Source organism: Agromyces tardus (assembly GCF_003710805.1).
Lineage (GTDB): Bacteria > Actinomycetota > Actinomycetes > Actinomycetales > Microbacteriaceae > Agromyces > Agromyces tardus.
Genome location: NZ_RHHB01000001.1, coordinates 76,781 through 95,793 on the forward strand (window position 1 = coordinate 76,781; position 19,013 = coordinate 95,793).

Consider the following 19,013-nt stretch of genomic DNA (forward strand, 5'->3'; position numbering starts at 1 on the left):
GGCCCGAGTGCTCGCGACCCACGGCTCGCGGGGTTTGGAGCTCTTCCACAATGGACGGCGCCCTCGCCCGAGGTTTCCTCAATAATTGCGCCAGACTTCGGACTGTCGCGGGACGGCGGGTGCTACAACTTCCCCAACCCGAATTGCATCGAACTGGGGGGTCTCATGCGTTGGGTATGGTTCAGGGTCGCCGCCGCGACCGCGGCAGGTTCGGGTGTGGTCGCCGGACTGCTGGTCAACATCGATCGCGGGTTGCGCGAGGAGCAGATCCTCGGCGACGTGCTGGCGAACTACTTCAGCCTGTTCACGATCGTGTCGTCGATCCTCAGCATCGGCGTGCTGACGGTGGCGGCGCGATGGATGCTGCGGCATCCGGGCACGTCGCCCGAGCCGCTCGGCATCGCCATGGCGATCGCCGCGGTCACCGGGCCCGTGATCCTGCTCGGCATCGTGTTCAACGTGCTGCTCCGCGGCGATCCGGCGCCGATCGCGGCCACCGATCCCGCCTGGGTCAAGTTCATGGACTCGTGGGCCACCGAGACGCTGCACGTCGTGTTGCCGATCTACTTCCTCCTCGACCTGCTGTTCGCGGGCAGGCGCCGTGGGCTCCCGTGGTGGTCGCTCGCGGTCATCGTCAGCTACCCGCTCGTCTGGACGGCCTACACGATGTCGCGCGGCGAACGCGTGCCGAACCCCGACGGCAGCACGCCGTGGTGGTACCCGTACGGGTTCCTCGACCCGCACATCGCCGGGTACGGGTCGGCGTTCACGTACATCGGCGGCATCCTGCTCGCGTTCGTGCTGCTCGGCATCGCCATCATCGGCATCGGCCGATCCCGCGAGCGGCACGCCGTCGCTCGCGACGTGACGGCGTGGCTGCAGACCGGTGAACTTCCCGACCTGACCGTCGCGCGCCGTCGGTGGCGTCGTCGCCGGTCGGGGTCGTCGAGGGGCTGAACGCGAACGGCGGCCTCAGGCAGTGTCGTCGGTCGCTTCGAGCGGCGCGTTGACGCTCAATCGCCGTCGAAGTCCACGGATCTCGTCTTCGAGCTCGTCCACGTACGCGAGCAGGTCGGCCTTCGCGGACAGGGCGCGCAGCGAGAGTTCCGAGATCTCCATGGCCCGCGCATCCGTCGCACGCAGCGCGCCGCTCAGCGCGTCATCGGCGTGGGGCTTGGCGCCTGGCGATCCGCCCCCTTGGTCGTCCCGTGCAGTTCCGTTCCCCCAACGGTCCATGCTTCCCCCACTCAATCGCGTGATCCCGGGCGCCGCACTCGAAGGATACGTGCGGAACGCGGGGAAGCCAACGCTTCCATCGGCCCGTCGAGGCCTCGCGGTGGCCTCATTCCGGGGGATTCGGCACCGTGAGGTCGGATGTCGCTTCACCCTCGGCCGGCGCATCGCCCGCCGTGGCGGACGGGCCTGTCTGCGTGTCATCCGGGCCGCGCAGATCGAAGAAGGCGCGCGCTGACCGGGTGAAGGTGAGGACGGTCGCTATGAGCATCGCGGTCGCGAGGAGCGCACTGAGGGCGAGTTGGCCGTACGCGGCCCCAGGACCCTCCTGTGCGGAGATGACGGTGCCGGAGCCGGGCAGGCGCATGAGGACCTGGAAGACCGCCGACCAGATCGCAAGTGCGGTTGATCCGACGGCGAGGATGGCCAGCACCGTTCGCGCGCGACGACTGCCGCTGCGCAGACGGAACAGGAGCCACACCTCGAGCGCCGTCACGGCGGCAACAGGAAGGCCTAGAGGCAGGGCGGCGAAGATGACGACGTCCAACGCAGGTCCCCCGACCACCAGCGCCCCGACGGAGGCAACCACGGCGCCGATCACGGTCAAGGCCTGAGAGATGATCTGCGGCCACCAGAGCCAGAATGCCCACGTCACCGGTCGTGGGCGAGAGCGGACGCCCTCCTGCACCCCAGTCGGAAGCGCACCATCCTCTGCCATCGACGACTCCTTCGCTCGATCTCGCAGCATGCATGCGTTTCATCCGGGTGTCGGCGAGTCCCGCCGGCGCGGGTTCGGCCGTGATGCCACGTTGAGCGCATCCGGCCGAAGGCTAGCCCTCACCGCCCTTCCTCGCTGGCCCCCGTCGGAGGGCGTTCCGAGCTCGACGTCACTCGAGATGCCGGACCGCTCCGGAGTGCTCGGTCACGGTGTTGCGGTGCGCGCGCTCCCCGGCCCCCGGGTTCGCCGCGCACCCGCTCCACTCGCAGCGTCGGAGGACGGGTAGCCCAGAACGGAGGGGTGCGGGCGGACGGCATTTCCGGTACACCGAACACAGATGGCCGACGATCGAAAGGTGCTCGCATGACCTCACCATTCAGCCTCGAGGGCAAGACCGCGCTGGTCACCGGGGGCAACCAGGGTCTCGGGAAGGCGTTCGCATTCGGGCTCGCCGAAGCGGGCGCACGCGTCGCCATCGCCGGACGCAGCGAGGAGCGCAATGCGGCAGTCGTCGCCGAAGCCGAGGGCGCGGGCCATGAGTTCCTCGCGATCACCGCCGACATCACCGATGACGCGCAGGTCGCGGCGATGATGGGCGCGGCGATCGACGGCCTCGGCCGGGTCGATGTGCTGGTCAACAACGCCGGAACCTGCATCCACAACCCGTCGTTCGAGGTGACCGACGAGGAGTGGGACGCCGTGTGGGACCTGAACCTGCGGGCCCTGTGGAAGACCAGCATCGCCGCGGGAACCCACATGCGTGAGCTCGGCGGCGGCTCGATCGTGAACATCGGAAGCATGTCGGGGTTGATCGTCAACCGGCCCCAATGGCAGCCGGCGTACAACGCCTCGAAGGCGGCGGTGCACCACCTCACGAAGTCGCTCGCCGTCGAGTGGGCGCCGTACAACATCCGCGTGAACGCCGTCGCTCCCGGGTACGTCAAGACCGAGATGGCGCCCGTCGACCGGCCCGAGTTCCAGCGGTACTGGGTTGAAGATGCGCCCCAGCAGCGCTTCGCGCTCCCGGAGGAGATCGCACCGAGCGTCGTGTTCCTCGCCAGCGGCGCATCCTTGTTCGTGACCGGCTCGATCCTCGTCGTCGACGGCGGGTACACCGCCGTCTGACGGCGCCGCGATCCCGTGGTGCCTACAGTTCGAGGGAGTAGTAGAACGCGCGCTCTCCGGTGTCGGGGTCCACGCCGCTGAACCCCTGGCGCTCGTAGAAGCGCTGCGCGTCCACGTCTCCGGCGTCGACGTTGATCTCGATCGCAGAGACGCCCTGCGCCTCGGCGTCGGCGATCAGCATGCGGATCATCGCCGCACCGAGGCCCTGGCCCCGACGGTCCGGCTCGACGTAGAGTTCGTCGAGCAGGGCCACGGGTCCGTCGTACCAGACGTTGCGCCGCAGCGTAACGAGGGCCACGCCCACCGCCGGCTCGCCGGCCAGGTAGGCGATCGTGTCGGGTCCCGCGAGCAGCGACTGCAGGCGTCGAGTCAGGATCGCCGCGCCGGGGGACGGGGTGTCGAACTCGGTGTTGAAGTCGTGCAACAAGCGCGCGACCGCCTCGGCATCGTCCGGGCCGGCCCGGCGAGCGCCGACAGCCGGGGAGCGCTCGGTCATGGCCGACAGACTATCCGCGCGAGCGCCACCGCCCAAGGCCCGGCTACTCGAGCAGCTTGCCCGCCACCGACACCTCGCGGCCCATGAGCGCCGCGATCTCCTCGGGGATCGGCGGGATCTCCTCGCGGGTGACGCCCGTCGAGGGCGACCAGACGAGGTTGACCTGCAGCGCGGCATCCGTCTCGGGGTAGTCGCTGCGGTTGTGGCATCCGCGGGTCTCACGCCGTTCGAGCGCGGCTTCGAGGGTCGCGCGGGCGGCGAGGGCGGCCGACTTGAGGTCGAAGGCGTGGGCGAGGTCCTGGTAGCCGGCGATGTCGGGGTGCACGCCGATGTCGGCGATGCGCGCCTCGATCGCGTCGAGCTCGGCGAGCCCGGCGAGGAGGCCGGCCTCGTCGCGCACGACGCCGGCGTGCTCGGTCATGGTGTTGCGGATGGCGCGCTGCAGGGCGCGCACGTTCTCGGAACCGTCCGAGGCGAGCAGCCCGGCGATCTCGTCGCGCGCGGTCTGCACCGCGGCCGCCGAGCGCTGCTGCGCCGTCAGCGAGGCCGAATAGGATGCCGCGGCCTGTCCCACGATCCGCCCGAAGACGAGCAGTTCGATGAGCGAGTTGCCGCCGAGCCGGTTGGCGCCGTGCAGGCCCGAGGATGCCTCGCCGATGGCGTAGAGGCCCGGGACATCCGTGCCGTGGTCGTCGGGGCGCACCCACACGCCACCCATCGAGTAGTGCGCGGTGGGCGCGATCTCGATCGGCTGCTTCGTGATGTCGAGCATCTGCAGCTCGAGCATCGTCTGGTAGACGCGGGGGAGGCGCTGCATGATCGTCTCGCGCGGTAGGTGCGAGACGTCCAGCCAGACACCGCCGTTGGGGGTGCCGCGGCCCTCCTTGATCTCGGTGTAGGCCGCGAGGGCCACGCGGTCGCGCGTCGAGAGCTCCATGCGCTCGGGGTCGTACTTCGCCATGAAGCGCTCGCCGAGGCCATTGGTGAGGATGCCGCCCTCGCCGCGGGCCGCCTCGCTGATGAGGGTGCCGGCCGCGTTCTCGGGCTCGATGATGCCCGACGGGTGGAACTGCACGAGCTCGGGGTCGCGCACGCGGCCGCCCGCCTCGACGGCGAGACGCCACGAGTCGCCCGTGTTCTCATCGCGACGCGACGAGGTGCGACGCCAGATGCGGTTGTGGCCGCCGGCGGCGAGGATGACCGCGTCGGCGTGGATGAGGTAGCGCGTGCCGTCGTCGAGGTCGAAGCCGTAGGCGCCGAACACCGCGCCGTCGTCGTTCACGAGGATGCGCGTGACGTAGACCGTGTCGAGGATCGGCACGCCGAGCTGGGCGGCCCGGTTGACGAGCGTGCGCTGGATCTCGAGCCCCGTGTAGTCGCCCGCGAACGCGGTGCGGCGGTAGGTGTGGGCGCCGAAGAAGCGCTGCGAGATGCGGCCGTCGTGCTCGCGCGCGAACGGCATGCCGTAGCGCTCGAGGTCCTCGATGCCGCGCGCCGCGCCCTTCGTCACGATCTCGACGGTGTGCGGGTTCGCGAGGAGGTAGCTCTCCTTGAGCGTGTCGGCGGCGTGCTGCTGCCAGCTGTCGTCGGGGTCCATCGTGGCGAGGGCGGCGTTGATGCCGCCGGCCGCGAGGGAGGTGTGCGCGTCGGACTTGGCGCGCTTGCCCAGGGCGAGCACGTCGACGCCCGCCTCGGCGAGCTCGATGGCGGCGCGCAGGCCCGATCCGCCGGTGCCGATCACGAGCACCGTCGTGGAGATCTGCCGCTCGGAAGCGGTGCCGGCTGAAGCTGTCATGCGTTCCACGGTAGGTTCGACGTACCGATGCGTCCAATGCATCTTTGACGTCGACACGATGCGCATAGGCTATCGACATGAACCTCGAGCAACTGCGATCGTTCGTGGAGGTGGCCCGCTTCGGCAACTTCACCCGTGCTGCCGAGGAGCTCTACCTCGCCCAGCCCTCGCTGAGCCGCCAGATCGCCGCGCTCGAGCAGGACCTCGGCGCCGAGCTGTTCCACCGCGCCCGCGGCGGCAGCACGCTCACGGTCGCGGGCGAGTCGCTGCTGCCCCTCGCGCGGCGCATGCTCGCCGACGCCGAATCGGTGCGGCGCGAGCTGGCCGAACTCGCCGGACTCGAGCGCGGCCGGGTGCGGCTCGGCGCCACGCCCACCCTCTGCATCAGCCTCGTCGCCGAGGTGCTCAGCGCGTTCCACGCGCAGCATCCGGCCATCGAACTGCACCTCTCGGAGCAGGGGTCGCGCCGGCTGCTCGACGAACTCGCGAGCGGTGAGCTCGACCTCGCCCTGATCACGACGTCGGATGCCGCGACCGTCGAACGGTTCACCGTGACCCCGCTGCTCGTCGAGGAGCTCGTGGTCGTGTCATCCGCCGCCCTGCCGCCCGTCACCACCAGCGAGGCCATCGGGCTCGCGGAGGTCGCGGGGCTGCCGCAGATCGTGTTCAGCTCGAGCTACGACCTGCGCAGTGCGACGGATGCCGCGTTCCGCACGGCCGGGCTCGCGCCCGACGTGGTGCTCGAGGGCGCCGAGATGGATGCGGTCCTGCGGTTCGTGGAACGCGGGCTCGGGGTCGCGATCGTGCCGGCCATGGTGCTCATCGACCGGCCGGGGCTCCGGTCGGTGCGGCTCGACGGGCCGACGCTCGAGCGCACGATCAGCCTCGCCCGACCAGCGGATGTCGCGCCCACCGCCGCCGTCGACGTGATGCAGCACACCATCGCCGCCACCGCCACGGCGTTCGCGGCTCGGGCGGGGGCGACGATGCGAGTCGCGGGTGGGAGCGCGGCCGCGACTCCTGTCGGCGCGGTGGAGCGGTCGTGAGCCCGCGCGTGGGTTCCGCGCTGCCGCGCCGCGCTACGGGCGCAGCAGCACCTTGCCGACGCGCCCCGGAGTGCCGCTCGCGCTGACGGCCTCGCTGATGTCGTCGAAGGCGTAGATGCCGGCCACGGGCAGCGTCAGCTCCCCGGAGAGCACGTGGTGCATGAGCTGGCCGAAGAGCATCGACCGCGTCGCGGCATCCATGTCGCGGCTCACGCGGCTGCCCCAGAATCCCCGGATGGTCAGCTGCTTGAAGATGACATCGGAGGAGTCAAGCTGCATGGTCGGGGACTGCATCGCGCCGAACACGACGAGGGTGCCGTTCTCGGCGAGCAGCGACAGCACCTCGCCCGACGAGGTGCCGCCGACCGAGTCGACCCCGGCGACGATGCGAGCGCCGCCGGTGAGCGCGGCGACCTCGTCGCGCCAGCCCTCGGCATCGGTCGCGACGACGTTCGCGATGCCCTGGTCGCGGAGTTCCTCGACGCCCTCGGCCCGGCGAACGAGCCCGATGACGTTCAGGCCGCGTGCGGCGCCGATCTGCGCGACCATCCGGCCGACCGCGCCGTTGGCGGCGTTCTGCACGAGCCAGTCGCCCTGCTTCAGGTCGAGCGAGTGCAGTAGGCTCACCGCGCTGAACGGCATCGACACGAGCTGGGCGGCGGACTCGTCGGCGACGCCGTCGGGCACCGGGATGAGCCCCGCGGCATCCGCGACGAAGTACTCGGCCCAGACGCCGAACGTGCCACCGGTGACGACGCGCTGGCCGACCTGCACGTCCGTCACGTCGGCGCCGACGGCGTCGACGATGCCGACGGCCTCCGTTCCCGCTGGGGCCGGCAGCTCGGGCTTGAACCCGTAGGTGCCTCGCACGGTCCACAGGTCGTGGTTGTGGATCGTCGCGAGCAGGGTGCGCACACGGGCCTGGGTCGGGCCCGGCTCGGGCAGCGGGAGATCCGCGACCTCGAGCACCGTGCCGGGCTCGCCGAAGGTGGAGTGGATGAGGGCGCGCATGAGGGGGCTCCGTTCGTTCGTGTTCGAGTGCCCGGGCCGCGGTCGGCGGCCGGCGGGCGGGATCAATGGGGCGACGCTGCTGTCGCGTCGGGTGCGTGGGCGGATGCCGCAGCCGCGTGCATCGACGCCGTGACCTGCTGCAGCGTGCGGATCAGCGCCTCGCCGTCGCCGGCCTGCACGCCGGTCGCCGCGGCGATCCGCGACGGGACGTGCGCCAGCTCGGCGCGCAGTGCCGCGCCGCGCGGCCCGATGGCCACGGTGACGACGCGCTCGTCGTGCGACCGCCGCTCCTTGACGACGAGGCCGCCCTGCTCCATGCGGCGCAGCAGCGGCGACAGGGTGCCCGAGTCGAGCTGCAGGAGCTCGCCGAGCGATGAGACGGTCTGCTCGCCCTCGCGCCAGAGCGCCACCAGCACGAGGTACTGCGGATAGGTCAGTCCCCAAGGGTCGAGCAGCGTGCGATACAGCTGCGTCGTGGCCCGGGATGCGGCGTACAGCGAGAAGCACACCATCTCATCCGTCACGACTGCCATAGGGAAAAGAATTGCACACAACTTGGTTGTGTGCAATTCAAACGGGTGGCCCCCTCGACTCGCATGCCGTTCGCCGCGCGGGAGGTGGCGCGCCCGGAGCCTCAGTGCGGGCGGTGACCGGAACGATGGAATCGTGCACTCCATGAAGCACTTGCGCAATGAACCGGCGCATCATGGCGTTTCCGTGAGGATGATTTGCGTATGCAGCGCCGCTCGCGCACACTGATCCGAGCGCCCATCGATCGGAGGAACATGTCCACGCCAGTCGCCCCGTCGTCCGCGGCATCCATGCACGAGGTGTCGGACCGCACCTCGGAGCTCGTCGAGCTCGTGCTGAGGTATGCCAGGGGCCGGATCCTCTCGAGCGACACCCCGCTCGACAAGCCCATCGCCCCGCTCGACCTCGCCCTCAGGGCGGGGCGGAGCATCGACGAGCACGGAATCGGCGCCGAACGCGCACTCGCCCTCTTCGAAGACGTGCTCGCGCCGGCGTGCATCACGACCGACCACCCCCAGTACCTCTCCTTCATCCCGACCGCGCCGACGAAGGCCTCCGTCGCGTTCGACCTCGTCGTCTCGGCGAGCGCGCTGTACGGCGGGTCCTGGCTCGAGGGCGCCGGGGCGGTGCACGCCGAGAACGAGGTGCTCTCGTGGCTCGCCGCGGAGTTCGGCCTGCCTGCGTCGGCTGGAGGCGTGTTCGTGCAGGGCGGCACGCTCGGCAACCTCTCCGCCCTCGTGGCCGCGCGGGAGCATGCTCGCGCCGTCGCGACGCGATCCGGTGCCGAACTCCCGTCGAGGTGGAAGGTGGTCTGCAGCGCCGAGGCGCACTCGTCGATCGCGTCCGCCGCGCGGGTGATGGACGTCGACGTCGTGGCCGTCGAGCCGGGCGACGATGGCGTGCTGCGCGGCGATGCCGTGCGGGCCGCGCTCGAGGAGCACGCGGCATCCGTCTTCGCCGTCGTCGCGACCGCCGGCTCGACGAACTTCGGGATCGTCGACGACCTCGCCTCGATCGCCGCCGTCACGGATGAGTTCGACGTGTGGCTGCACGTCGACGGCGCCTACGGCCTGGCCGGCATGCTCTCGCCCATGGCGCGGCACCGATTCGCCGGCGTCGAGCGCGCCGACTCCGTGATCGTCGATCCGCACAAGTGGCTGTTCGCGCCGTTCGACGCCTGCGCACTGATCTACCGCGACCCGGAGGCCGGCCGCCGCGCGCACACGCAGCACGCCGAGTACCTCGACACGCTCACCGAGACGAGCGAATGGAGTCCGTCGGACTACGCCGCCCACCTGACCCGCCGGGCGCGTGGCCTGCCGCTCTGGTTCTCGCTCGCGACGCACGGCGCCGCCGCCTACCGCGACGCGGTCACCGCCTCGATCCGGCTCGCACACGACATCGCCCGCGAGATCGATCGGCGCGACGGGTTCCGGCTCGTCCGGGAGCCGCAGCTCTCGGTCGTGGTGTTCGAACGCGAGGGCTGGTCGAAGGCCGACTACGCCGAGTGGTCGGCGCGCCTGCTCGACGAGCAGCACGCCTTCGTCACGCCGAGCTCGCACGCGGGCCGGCCGAACACGCGCTTTGCGATCATCAACCCGCTCACGACGTACGAGCACCTGACGGCCATCCTCGACACGATGGCGTGAGCCGGTCGACAATGCGACGATGGGCCGCCGCCCGAACGGGACGGCGGCCCATCGTCGCGCAGGCGGACTACTCGGGGATGAACGAGACCTCGAGCGACTCGAAGCCGCCCGTCGTCCACCATCGCGTCGCGCTCACGCGGTCGAGGTGGGTGCGGTAGCGCGGGTTCCGCTCGAACGTCGTTCCCTGGGCGACGTTCGCCGAACTCTTCACGAGCGCCTTCGCCTGGGTGACCATCGAGTACGTGCCGCCGGAACCCGACGGCGAGTCCCAGATGTCGCGCTTCACGTTGGGGCCGCTGCCGGTGCCGACCCCGGACCGCTCGGCAGCCCCCGCGGTCACCGCGAGCGTGGCGAAGTCGATGCGGTCGCCGTTCACGAGGTAGTGCCAGCGCACCCCCTCGGCGCGGTCGCCGCTGATGGTCGCGCCGTAGAGGTCGAGAACCGAGACCCCGTTGACGCCGATCACCTCCCCGCGACGCGTGGCGCGGTCGTAGACGAGCGCCGTCGTCTCGTCGACGCCGACGACGAGGTCGTGTGCCGTGGCATCCGCCAGCGCGACCATGCGGGCCTGACGGCCCCACGTGCCGAAGTGGCTGTCGAGCAGGCCCTCCGTGAAGAAGCCGAACCCGCCGAAGGGCGAGTACGTGAGATCGTTCGACCCGATCCCCGTGCCCGCGTACGCGCCGTACCGCCACGACTCGTACGACTCTCCGGCGGTGACCATGTCGCTGCCGTTCTGGATCGTGAGCCCGGCGCTCGAACCGGCGACGACGCCGCCGGCGTCGAGCACCGCCCGCACCGCGGCCAGCACTGCGGTGTCTGCGCAGTCCGTGAAGGCGTCCCCGGGTGCGGGGGCGCAGTCGAGGAGCGTCTGCACGTAGCGCGACTGGTCGCCGCCGGAGAAGAACACCCCGGTGGAGGCGCGCACCTGGTCGGCCACCGTCGTGCTGTCGGCGTTGCCCGGAACGTACGGATCGCCTGCGTAGTTCGTCTCGATGTCGATCGGGACGAGGTACGTGTCGGCGCCGTACCGGGCGAAGAGGTCGGCGTAGTAGAGCCCGTTCGCCGCGGCGTTGCTCTGCGTCGGGTCGGATGCCTCCGTGGGCGAGGCGGCGGGGACCGAGGCGGCGGTGACCACCGCGATCCGGGCGCGCGCGGGGCCCGCGCCGTCGGGGTCGGCGTCGGCGACGATCCGCTGCAGGATCTGCGCGTTCTCGTTGAGTGCGCCGCCGATGAGGACCAGGTTGCCGTCGAGACCCGACGCGTACGCGGTTCCGGTGCCGAACATGAGGGGGAGCAGGATGGTGCCTGCGGCGAGGGTCGCCGCCGTCCGTGGTGTGCGCATGGCACTCCTCTCTTCATTGAGTGGAGGTCACGTTACAAGAACCGTTACAGCACGTCTATAAGGAACAAGCATTACGGACGATTCCGCGGAGCGCGACCCGCGCTCGCACCGGATCCAGTAGTTTGAACGTACCTCTCCCCACCGATGCTGGAAGGTCGCGATGACGTGGTTCACGTGCGCACTCCCTGAACCGATCCGAGGTCGCTGATGGCGTTCGTACTCCCCGCCCGGGGCGTCGTGCTCGGCGTGGCATCCCTCGTGCTCAAGGAGGGCGCCACGATCGAGAGCGCGCTCGCCGTGGTGCGCGCCGCCGTCGACGCCGGCGTGCTCGCGATCGACACCGCGCGTGCCTATGCCACGGTCGACGACGACGCCGCGGGGGAACGCATCGCGCAGGCGGCCCGCACCCAGCGGCCAGACATCCCGATCATCACGAAGGCCGGCCACTTCCGGCTGGGCCGTGCCGCGTGGGATGTCGACGGCAGCGCGGAGCGGGTGCGCGCCGACGCGCTGCGCAGCCGCGAGGTGCTCGGCGCCCCGCCCTCTCTGCTGTTGCTGCACCGCGCCGATCGCGTCGACGACCTCGACGCCTCGGTGCGCGAGCTCGCCGCGCTGCGCGACGAAGGCGTCGTCGAGGCGATCGGCCTGTCGAACGCCTCGGTCGAGCTGCTCGATCGGGCGCGCGCGATCACCACGCTCGATGCCGTCGAGAACCGCTTCGCGTTCGGGTTCGACACCGCGTCGGAGTATCGCTACTGCGTCCAGGCCGGTATTCCGTTCCTCGCATATGCGCCGTTCGGCGGCCCCAAGTCGACACCGTTGGCGACACACGTGCCCCGGGTGGCCGCCGTCGCCATGCGGCGCGGGATCTCGGTGCACCGCTCGGTGCTCGCCGCCATGTTCGAGGCGATGCCCGGCGCCTGGCCCGTCATCGGCTCGACGCGCGTGGAGTCCGTGCTCGACTCGATCGCCGCGGCCGACCTCGTCGTCGACGAGGAGCTGCGCCAGGCGTTCGCCGACGACCTGCGCTCGCGCGGCGTCGGGCTCTAGGCGTTCGTCGGAGCGGGATCGCTCGGTTCGCGGCATCCGCTGCCCTCGTTGCGGCGGCGCGCGTCACTTCGCGACTTCGCGGGGCGCCATCCGCACCGAATGCGGCGCGAAGTGACGAGTTCGGCGGCGGGCTGGTCGCCATCGCGAATCCGTCGCCGGGCGGCGGTCTCGAGGCGGGAGAATCGAACGGTGACGCTGCCGGCCGCCGAGTTCATCGACTCCACGCTCCGCGCCGAGGGGTCGGAGGCGCGGGCCGAGGCCGACGCCGAGCGGATCGGCGGAGGCCTGCGCTTCTACGGCGCCTCGGTGGGCGCGGTGCGGGGTACGGTGCGCGATGCCGATCGGCGGCATCCGATCTCGACGCATGACGAGGCCACCGCGCTCGCCGCCGAGCTCTGGTCGGTGCCCGTGTACGAGCGGCGGTTCGCCGCGATCGTGGTGCTGCAGCGGCACGCGGCGATGCTGGTCGGCAACGACCTCACGCGCCTCGAGCAGTTCCTCCGCGACGCGCGCGTGCGCGAGCTCGTCGATCCGTTGGTCGGCGACGTGGTTCGGCCGCTGCTCGAGCGGTTGCAGGGCCCCGAGGCATCCCGGGCCCGCCGGATCACCGACAGGTGGGCGAGCGAGGCCGATCCGCACCTGCGATGGGCGGCCTCGCTGCTCTGACGGCGGGCGAGCCGGCCGAGGCTGCCGCCGTGGAACGGGTGAGGCGCCGCCCGGACCCCATTCCGGACGGCGCCTCGGGAGCGCGGGCTACTCCCCAGCGGCCAGGCGCTCCCGGTCCTCCTCGAGCAGTGCGTCGGGGCCCTCGTCGCCCTCGGCGATGACCTCGTCCTCCTCGAGCGACATGTGCAGGCGGCGCCGGAACAGGCGGGTCATCACGAGCAGCGCGATGAAGCCGATCGACAGCCAGATGAGGCCGTAGGTCATCGCCTGGCTGCTCACGTTGAGCCAGAGCACCACGGTGAGCACGACGCCGATCGTGGGGAGCACGACGTTCCGCACGACCTGCCACGCGCTCTTCACCTCGCGGCGACGGACGGCGAAGTGCAGGATGACCGCGAGGTTCACCACGGTGAACGCGATGAGCGCGCCGAAGTTGATCATCGAGAAGACGAAGTCGAGGTCGGCCACGGCGGCGCCGAGCGACACGATTCCGACGAGCACGACCGCGACGGCCGGGGTGCGGAAGCGCGGGTGCACGTAGGACAGGCGCCGTGCGATCGGGCCGGAGCCGTTGCGGCCCATCACGTAGATCATGCGCGACACGCTCGCGTGCGAGGCGAGGCTCGATGCGGCCGCGGCGGCGATCGCCGCCGAGACGAAGAAGATCTGGAAGATCATGCCGCCGACCGAGTAGGCGATCTCGGGGAGAGCGGTGCCCTCGGTGAAGCCCTCGGTGACCGGGAAGAGCGACTGGGCGAACCAGGCGGCGGTGAAGAAGATGACGCCGCCGAGCACGAGCGCGAGCACGATCGCCTTGGGCACGGTGTGCGCGTCCTTCGCCTCCTCGGTGTACATCGTGATCGCGTCGAATCCGATGAACGAGAAGCACACGATGGTCGCCGCGCTGATGACCGTCGCGATCTGCACGTTCGCGTGGTACAGCGGTTCGATGCTGAATGCAGTGCCATTGCCGGCGCCCTGCTGCAGTGCGCCCCACGCGAGGATCACGAAGACGGCGATGAGCACGACCTGGAAGACGAGCAGGGTCGCGTTCACCCGCGACGTCGACGAGATGCTCCACAGGTTGAGAAGCGTGATGACCGCGACGTAGCCGAGCACCCAGATCCATCCGGGCACCTCGGGGAAGAACGCCTCGAAGTACTGGCGCACGAGGAGCGCGTTCACGAGCGGGAGGAGCAGGTAGTCGAGGAGCGCCGTCCAGCCGACGAGGAAGCCGACGTTCGGGTGGATCGTCTCGGACGCGTAGGTGTACGCCGATCCGGCCGAGGGGTAGATGCGCGTCATCCGCCCGTAGCTGATCGCGGTGAACAGCATCACCACGAGCGCGAAGAGGTACGCGAGCGGCACGACCCCGCCGCTCTCCTCCGAGACGTAGCCGAAGGTGTCGAACACCGTCATGGGGGTCATGTAGCCGAGGCCGAGACCCACGATGGCCCAGAGGCCGAGCGAGCGCTTGAGCTTCGTGGGGTGCGCGGTGAGCGTGGAAGGTGCAGTCATGGTGGATCCTGTCGTCGCCATTGTCGAGCGGGGTGACACTACGTGATCCGCCCCGGCGCCTGCGTCGCCACGGTGTCGATCACCGAGCCGATCGTTCGCCGTCATGTCGACGCTGCCGATGGAGGCGACGTTGCTCGGCGTCGCGACCTGCGAGACTTCCCCGGTGACCGACATCGAACTGGCGCGCATCGCGGGCGGCACCGTCGCGCTGCACGACGCGCGCCGGAACGTGCGGTGGAGCGTCGAGCTCGAGCCGTTCGAGATCGGCGTGTATCCGGTCACGCAGGAGCAGCTGGCGGAACTGCTCGGCGAGTCGGCGTCGCACCCGCGCCGGCCGGCAACCGACGTGAGCTGGCTCCGCGCCGTCCGGTTCTGCAATGCGGCATCCGAGTGGGAGGGGCTCGACCCCGCGTACACCTACGACGGCGAGGAGGTCACGTGGCACGTCGACGCCGACGGGTACCGCCTGCCGACCGAGGCGGAGTGGGAGTTCGCGTGCCGCGCCGGCTCGACCGGTCCGCACTACGGACCGCTCGCCGAGGTCGCGTGGACGAGCGCCGACGGCGTCGCGACGCCGCAGCAGGTCGGCGCCAAGCTGCCGAACCTCAACGGCCTGTTCGACACCCTCGGGAACGTGTGGGAGTGGTGCTGGGACCTGCTCGACCCGGCCCGCTACGACGACTACCGCGTGTTCCGCGGGGGCGCCTTCGCGGATGACGCGTGGAGCGTTCGGGCATCGACCCGACGCGGTGGCGCACCGCGCATGCACCACGAGGACGTCGGGTTCCGCGTCGCGCGTGGCGGCTTCGACTCGACGGATGCCGCGCAAGGCTGGTCGGCCGAGGCGGACCTGGAGCGCGCGGCGATCGACGGGCCGCTGCCGCCGGGGTGGACGCCGCGACGCTGACCGAAGCGGCTGGACCGCGCCGGGAACTCAGCCCGAGACGCTGCCGACGCGGATCGACCGGTCGATCCGCTCGGCCGCGCCGAGCAGCGCCGGCAGGAACTCCTCACGGAGGCGCTCGGCGCTCGCCGCGCTCGCCGAACTCGCGACGTTGACCGCCGCGATCACGGTGTCGTCGCGGGAGTGCACCGGAGCGGCGATGCTGCGCAGGCCCACCTCGAGCTCCTCGTCGACGAGCGCCCATCCCTGTTGACGCACCTCGTCGAGCACGCGGCGGAGGGCGATCGGGTCGGTGACGGTGCGGTCGGTGCGGTGCTCGGCGTGCAGGTTCGCGAGGTAGGCGTCGAGTCGTGTCGCCGGCAGGTGAGCGAGGAGCACGCGGCCCATCGACGTCGCGTGGGCGGGGAACCGCGTGCCGATCGTGATCGTGACGTTCATGATGCGCCGGGTGGGCACGCGCGCGACGTAGACGATGTCGGCGCCGTCGAGCACCGACGCCGAGGTGGACTCGCCGAGCTCCCGTGACAGCGCCTCGAGGTGGGGCTGCGCGAGCTCGGGGAACGAGAGCCCCGAGAGGTAGCTGTAGCCGAGCTCGAGCACCTGCGGGGTGAGCTGGAACGCCCTGCCGTCGCCGGTCAGGTAGCCCATCGTCACGAGGGTGAGCAGGAATCGACGTGCTGCGGCGCGGGTGAGGCCGGTGCGCTCGGCGACCTCGCTGAGCGTCATCCGCGGGTGATCGGCGTCGAACGCGCGGATGACGGCGAGCCCTCGTGCGAACGACTGGACGAACTCGTCGCTCGGTTCCGGGGCCATGCGACCACGCTACCGTTCGAGCACGACGGCGAGCCCTTGGCCGACGCCGATGCAGATCGCCGCGACGCCGACCCCGCCGCCGCGCCGGGCGAGCTCGTGCGCGAGGTGGCCGACGAGGCGGGCCCCCGACGCGCCGAGCGGATGCCCGATGGCGATCGCTCCACCGTGGATGTTGACCTTCTCGGGGTCGAGCTCGGGCCAGAGTCGCAGGCACGCGAGCGACTGCGACGCGAACGCCTCGTTGAGCTCGACGACGTCGACGTCGGCCCATGTGCGTCCCGCGCGCGCAAGCGCGCGGTTCGCGGCCTCGACGGGGGCGATGCCGAACGTGTGCGGGTCGTTGCCGAACACGCCGCGCCCGGTGATCCGCGCGAGCGGCTCGGCGTCGAGAGGGGCGTGCTCGCCGCCGATGAGCACCATCGACGCGCCGTCGTTGAGTGGCGAGGCGTTGCCGGCGGTGACGGTGCCGTTCGGCCGGAACGCGGGCTTCAGCCCCGCGAGCGTGTCGACCGAAGCGTCGGGGCGGATCCCCTCGTCGCGCGTGAGCGTCGTGCCGGGAACGGCGACGACCTCGGCGTGCAGGCCCGCGTCCCACGCCGCGGCGGCGCGGCGGTGGCTGCGCACGGCGAACTCGTCCTGCTCCTCGCGGGTGATGTCGAACCGGTCGGCGAGCAGCTCGGCGGTCTCGCCCAGCGAGACCGTCCACTGCTGCGGCATCCGCGGATTGACCATGCGCCAGCCGAGCGTGGTCGAGTGCATCGTCTGGGATGCGGCGGGGTACGGGGTGGGCGACTTCAGCACGACCCAGGGCGCGCGGCTCATCGACTCGACGCCGCCCGCGAGCACGAGCGCGGCGTCGCCGGTCTCGACCGCGCGACTGGCCTGGATCACGCTCTCGACGCTCGAACCGCAGAGGCGGTTGACCGTGGTGCCCGGCACGGAGGTGGGCACGCCGGCGAGCAGGCCCGCCATGCGCGCCACGTTGCGGTTGTCCTCGCCGGCCTGGTTGGCGTCGCCGAGGACGATGTCGTCGATGCGGGCGGGGTCGAGGTCGGGATGCCGCGCGAGGAGCGCCTCGATCGTGTGCGCCGCGAGGTCGTCGGGGCGGATGCCGGCGAGCGACTTGCCGAAGCGCCCGAAGGGCGTGCGGACGGCGTCGTAGACGAAGCTGGCGGTCATCGGATCTCCCTCAGGTCGAGCTGCAGCAGTTCGCGCACGCGCAGGCCGACGGTCGCGCCGGATGCCTCGCACACGGCGGAACCGTCGCCATGTTCGCGAAGCGAACGAGTGTACGCATAGCGAAGAGTATACGCGCGCGGGGCGGCGCGGGCGTGCGGCACCCGTCGTCGAGCGCTACATTGACCCCCCCGAGACAACGGAGGAACGGCCTTGTCGGATGCCGAACTGGAGGACCTGCGAGAGCGCGCGGAGCGCGGCGATGAGGAGGCAGCAGCGCGACTGGTGGAGCTGGCCGGCGATCGCGCGGACTCCTACGAACTGCGGCTGCTCGCCCAGAGCGGCAGGACTGCGGCGTTGAGCGAGCTGGTGCAGCTCGCGGCACAGCGGGGCGACATCGTGGAGATCCAGCGGCTCGCGGCATCCGGAGATCGGGATGCCGCGGCCGTGCTCGACGCGCTCTACGCCGATGACCCCACCGACGACGGCACCTGACGCACCTGGCCGCCGCGATGGGATCGGGAGGTCACCGGGCCCGCCGGCGGCGGGTCATCCGACCCGGCCGGATCACTCCGGCAGCACGAGCGCGGTGTCGCCCAGGGCGACGGCCGCGACGATGAGTACCAGTGCGCTGGCGATCACGATCAATCCCATGCCCAGCATGAGCGCGGCGCCGAACAGCGCGAGCTTCGTTTCACCCTCTGCGGGCCGTTCGTCGTGAATCGGTCGGTTCGGCGTCATCGCTGGTCCTTCGGCTCGGCGGCGGGCGGATGGTTCGCTCTCCGATTGTCGCAGACGAGGTCGAGCGCGTGTCGGTCGAGCGTCGGCACCGCGGCATCCGAGGTCGACCCGGGGATGCCGCGGGGCCCGGGACGGGTGGCTTCCGCCCGTGCGGGATTCGCGGGGCGCGAGTAGCCTGAATGGACGGGTCGGCGACACCGCTCGCTGATGGGATGGCGGCAGTCGGCCCGGCGGGCGACCTCGGTACCGATGCCCGAACGGAACGGCTCAGCGATGTCTTGGGATGACGATTCGACCTCCGACGAGTTCGGTGAGCACCGCCGAGCCCGGGCGACGGGCTGGGAGGTCGTGCGTCGCGTGCTCGGCTACGTCGGCCTCGTGGCCGGGGTGGTCGCGCTGGCGGTCGGCGCGATCTACGCGGTGAGCACGGCGGGCGTTGCGTTCAAGCCCTCCGGATTCGCGGCGCCCGCGCTGGGAGGGGGCCCGGCGTTGCCGCGCACGGCGTTGCCGCCCGCGACGCTGCCGGACGACCGCCCTGCAGCGTCCGACGAACCGCTCCCCACCGACGAGGACTCGTCGCCGGTGTCGGACTCGATGGCGGTGCTGCTGCCGCGCGTCGATCCCGAATGGACGGCGCGGATCGCCGCGGCGACGGGCATCCCCGAGCGCGCGCTCTCGGCGTACGCGTCGGCCCACGTCTCGATCGCCGACGAGCAGCCGGAGTGCGGCGTCGACTGGGCCACGATCGCCGCGATCGGCTCGATCGAGTCGAACCACGGACGCTACGCCGGTGCGGTGCTCGACGAGAGCGGGCACTCCGACCCGGCCATCGTCGGCCGCGCGCTCGACGGCGTCGGCGTGGTCAAGATCGCGGATACCGACCAGGGGCTCCTCGACGGCGACCCCACGTGGGACCGGGCGGTCGGGCCGATGCAGTTCATCCCGTCGACGTGGGTCGAATGGGGGAGCGACGCGAACGGCGACGACGTGGCCGACCCGAACCAGATCGACGACGCCGCCCTGGCCACGGCGCGCTACCTCTGCGCGTCGGGGCCGATGACCAGCGACGGTGCGTGGCGCGCGGCGATCTACTCCTACAACCACGACAGCGACTACGTCGACAAGGTCGCGAGGGTCGCGAACGAGTACGCGGCGGCGGCCGAGCAGGCGCTGAGCGGCGGGGAGTAGCCCTCGAC

20 protein-coding genes are annotated in these 19,013 nt (G+C 71.1%); 9 read left to right on the forward strand and 11 right to left on the reverse strand.

Going from position 1 to position 19,013, the window contains the following annotated elements; translation table 11 throughout:
- Positions 1-165 precede the first annotated feature (165 nt).
- Entirely contained in the window at positions 166-957 is a 792-nt protein-coding gene (locus EDM22_RS00310; protein ID WP_138707992.1) for a Pr6Pr family membrane protein, read from the forward strand.
- Positions 958-972: 15 nt separating this feature from the next.
- Here the strand turns inward: EDM22_RS00310 and EDM22_RS19365 are convergent, their stop codons facing one another.
- Positions 973-1,119, reverse strand: a complete 147-nt coding sequence (locus EDM22_RS19365) for a hypothetical protein (protein ID WP_170963941.1) — start codon at positions 1,117-1,119, stop codon at positions 973-975.
- Positions 1,120-1,342: 223 nt separating this feature from the next.
- A complete protein-coding gene (locus tag EDM22_RS00315; RefSeq protein WP_122935042.1) occupies positions 1,343-1,888 on the reverse strand; it encodes a hypothetical protein in 546 nt (181 codons plus the stop codon).
- Positions 1,889-2,314: 426 nt separating this feature from the next.
- Here EDM22_RS00315 and EDM22_RS00320 point away from each other — a divergent pair, with 426 nt between their 5' ends.
- The gene (locus tag EDM22_RS00320) at positions 2,315-3,076 is read left to right on the forward strand and encodes an SDR family NAD(P)-dependent oxidoreductase (RefSeq protein ID WP_122935043.1); all 762 of its coding nucleotides are present in this window, start codon (positions 2,315-2,317) and stop codon (positions 3,074-3,076) included.
- A gap of 22 nt (positions 3,077-3,098) precedes the next feature.
- On the opposite strand, the gene EDM22_RS00325 is transcribed toward EDM22_RS00320, so the two are convergent.
- Positions 3,099-3,572: a GNAT family N-acetyltransferase gene (locus EDM22_RS00325; protein ID WP_122935044.1), complete on the reverse strand. Its 474-nt coding sequence runs from the start codon at positions 3,570-3,572 to the stop codon at positions 3,099-3,101.
- A gap of 43 nt (positions 3,573-3,615) precedes the next feature.
- Entirely contained in the window at positions 3,616-5,367 is a 1,752-nt protein-coding gene (locus EDM22_RS00330; RefSeq protein ID WP_122935325.1) for an L-aspartate oxidase, read from the reverse strand.
- A gap of 77 nt (positions 5,368-5,444) precedes the next feature.
- Between EDM22_RS00330 and EDM22_RS00335 the strand changes: the two genes are divergently transcribed.
- Positions 5,445-6,413 (forward strand): LysR family transcriptional regulator, encoded by a 969-nt coding sequence (locus EDM22_RS00335; protein ID WP_122935045.1) that lies wholly within the window; start codon positions 5,445-5,447, stop codon positions 6,411-6,413.
- 33 nt (positions 6,414-6,446) lie between these two features.
- Here the strand turns inward: EDM22_RS00335 and EDM22_RS00340 are convergent, their stop codons facing one another.
- Together EDM22_RS00340 and EDM22_RS00345 are read right to left on the reverse strand one after the other, a co-directional pair.
- The gene (locus EDM22_RS00340; RefSeq protein WP_122935046.1) at positions 6,447-7,424 is read right to left on the reverse strand and encodes a zinc-binding dehydrogenase; all 978 of its coding nucleotides are present in this window, start codon (positions 7,422-7,424) and stop codon (positions 6,447-6,449) included.
- Between the two features lie 62 nt (positions 7,425-7,486).
- The gene (locus tag EDM22_RS00345) at positions 7,487-7,957 is read right to left on the reverse strand and encodes a MarR family winged helix-turn-helix transcriptional regulator (protein ID WP_245989060.1); all 471 of its coding nucleotides are present in this window, start codon (positions 7,955-7,957) and stop codon (positions 7,487-7,489) included.
- A 252-nt stretch (positions 7,958-8,209) separates the two neighbouring features.
- On the opposite strand from EDM22_RS00345, the gene EDM22_RS00350 reads away from it, so the two are divergent.
- The gene (locus tag EDM22_RS00350; RefSeq protein WP_122935048.1) at positions 8,210-9,604 is read left to right on the forward strand and encodes a pyridoxal phosphate-dependent decarboxylase family protein; all 1,395 of its coding nucleotides are present in this window, start codon (positions 8,210-8,212) and stop codon (positions 9,602-9,604) included.
- Between the two features lie 67 nt (positions 9,605-9,671).
- Here the strand turns inward: EDM22_RS00350 and EDM22_RS00355 are convergent, their stop codons facing one another.
- On the reverse strand, positions 9,672-10,949 hold the full coding sequence (locus tag EDM22_RS00355) for a cyanophycinase (protein ID WP_122935049.1): 1,278 nt from the start codon (positions 10,947-10,949) through the stop codon (positions 9,672-9,674).
- Between the two features lie 207 nt (positions 10,950-11,156).
- On the opposite strand from EDM22_RS00355, the gene EDM22_RS00360 reads away from it, so the two are divergent.
- Both EDM22_RS00360 and EDM22_RS00365 read left to right on the forward strand, forming a co-directional pair.
- A complete protein-coding gene (locus EDM22_RS00360; protein ID WP_122935050.1) occupies positions 11,157-11,999 on the forward strand; it encodes an aldo/keto reductase in 843 nt (280 codons plus the stop codon).
- 189 nt (positions 12,000-12,188) lie between these two features.
- Positions 12,189-12,665: a DNA alkylation repair protein gene (locus tag EDM22_RS00365; RefSeq protein ID WP_245989062.1), complete on the forward strand. Its 477-nt coding sequence runs from the start codon at positions 12,189-12,191 to the stop codon at positions 12,663-12,665.
- Between the two features lie 87 nt (positions 12,666-12,752).
- Here the strand turns inward: EDM22_RS00365 and EDM22_RS00370 are convergent, their stop codons facing one another.
- The gene (locus EDM22_RS00370; protein WP_122935052.1) at positions 12,753-14,183 is read right to left on the reverse strand and encodes an APC family permease; all 1,431 of its coding nucleotides are present in this window, start codon (positions 14,181-14,183) and stop codon (positions 12,753-12,755) included.
- Positions 14,184-14,346: 163 nt separating this feature from the next.
- On the opposite strand from EDM22_RS00370, the gene EDM22_RS00375 reads away from it, so the two are divergent.
- Positions 14,347-15,090 (forward strand): formylglycine-generating enzyme family protein, encoded by a 744-nt coding sequence (locus tag EDM22_RS00375; protein ID WP_122935326.1) that lies wholly within the window; start codon positions 14,347-14,349, stop codon positions 15,088-15,090.
- A 27-nt stretch (positions 15,091-15,117) separates the two neighbouring features.
- On the opposite strand, the gene EDM22_RS00380 is transcribed toward EDM22_RS00375, so the two are convergent.
- The gene (locus EDM22_RS00380) at positions 15,118-15,900 is read right to left on the reverse strand and encodes an IclR family transcriptional regulator domain-containing protein (RefSeq protein WP_122935053.1); all 783 of its coding nucleotides are present in this window, start codon (positions 15,898-15,900) and stop codon (positions 15,118-15,120) included.
- A 9-nt stretch (positions 15,901-15,909) separates the two neighbouring features.
- A complete protein-coding gene (locus EDM22_RS00385; protein WP_122935054.1) occupies positions 15,910-17,079 on the reverse strand; it encodes a thiolase family protein in 1,170 nt (389 codons plus the stop codon).
- A gap of 210 nt (positions 17,080-17,289) precedes the next feature.
- Here EDM22_RS00385 and EDM22_RS00390 point away from each other — a divergent pair, with 210 nt between their 5' ends.
- Positions 17,290-17,571, forward strand: coding sequence for a hypothetical protein (locus EDM22_RS00390; protein ID WP_122935055.1), 282 nt, complete (start codon positions 17,290-17,292; stop codon positions 17,569-17,571).
- Positions 17,572-17,643: 72 nt separating this feature from the next.
- On the opposite strand, the gene EDM22_RS19370 is transcribed toward EDM22_RS00390, so the two are convergent.
- A complete protein-coding gene (locus tag EDM22_RS19370) occupies positions 17,644-17,817 on the reverse strand; it encodes a hypothetical protein (RefSeq protein WP_170963942.1) in 174 nt (57 codons plus the stop codon).
- Positions 17,818-18,090: 273 nt separating this feature from the next.
- Here EDM22_RS19370 and EDM22_RS19910 point away from each other — a divergent pair, with 273 nt between their 5' ends.
- Positions 18,091-19,005, forward strand: coding sequence for a lytic transglycosylase domain-containing protein (locus EDM22_RS19910; RefSeq protein ID WP_245989063.1), 915 nt, complete (start codon positions 18,091-18,093; stop codon positions 19,003-19,005).
- Positions 19,006-19,013 lie beyond the last annotated feature (8 nt).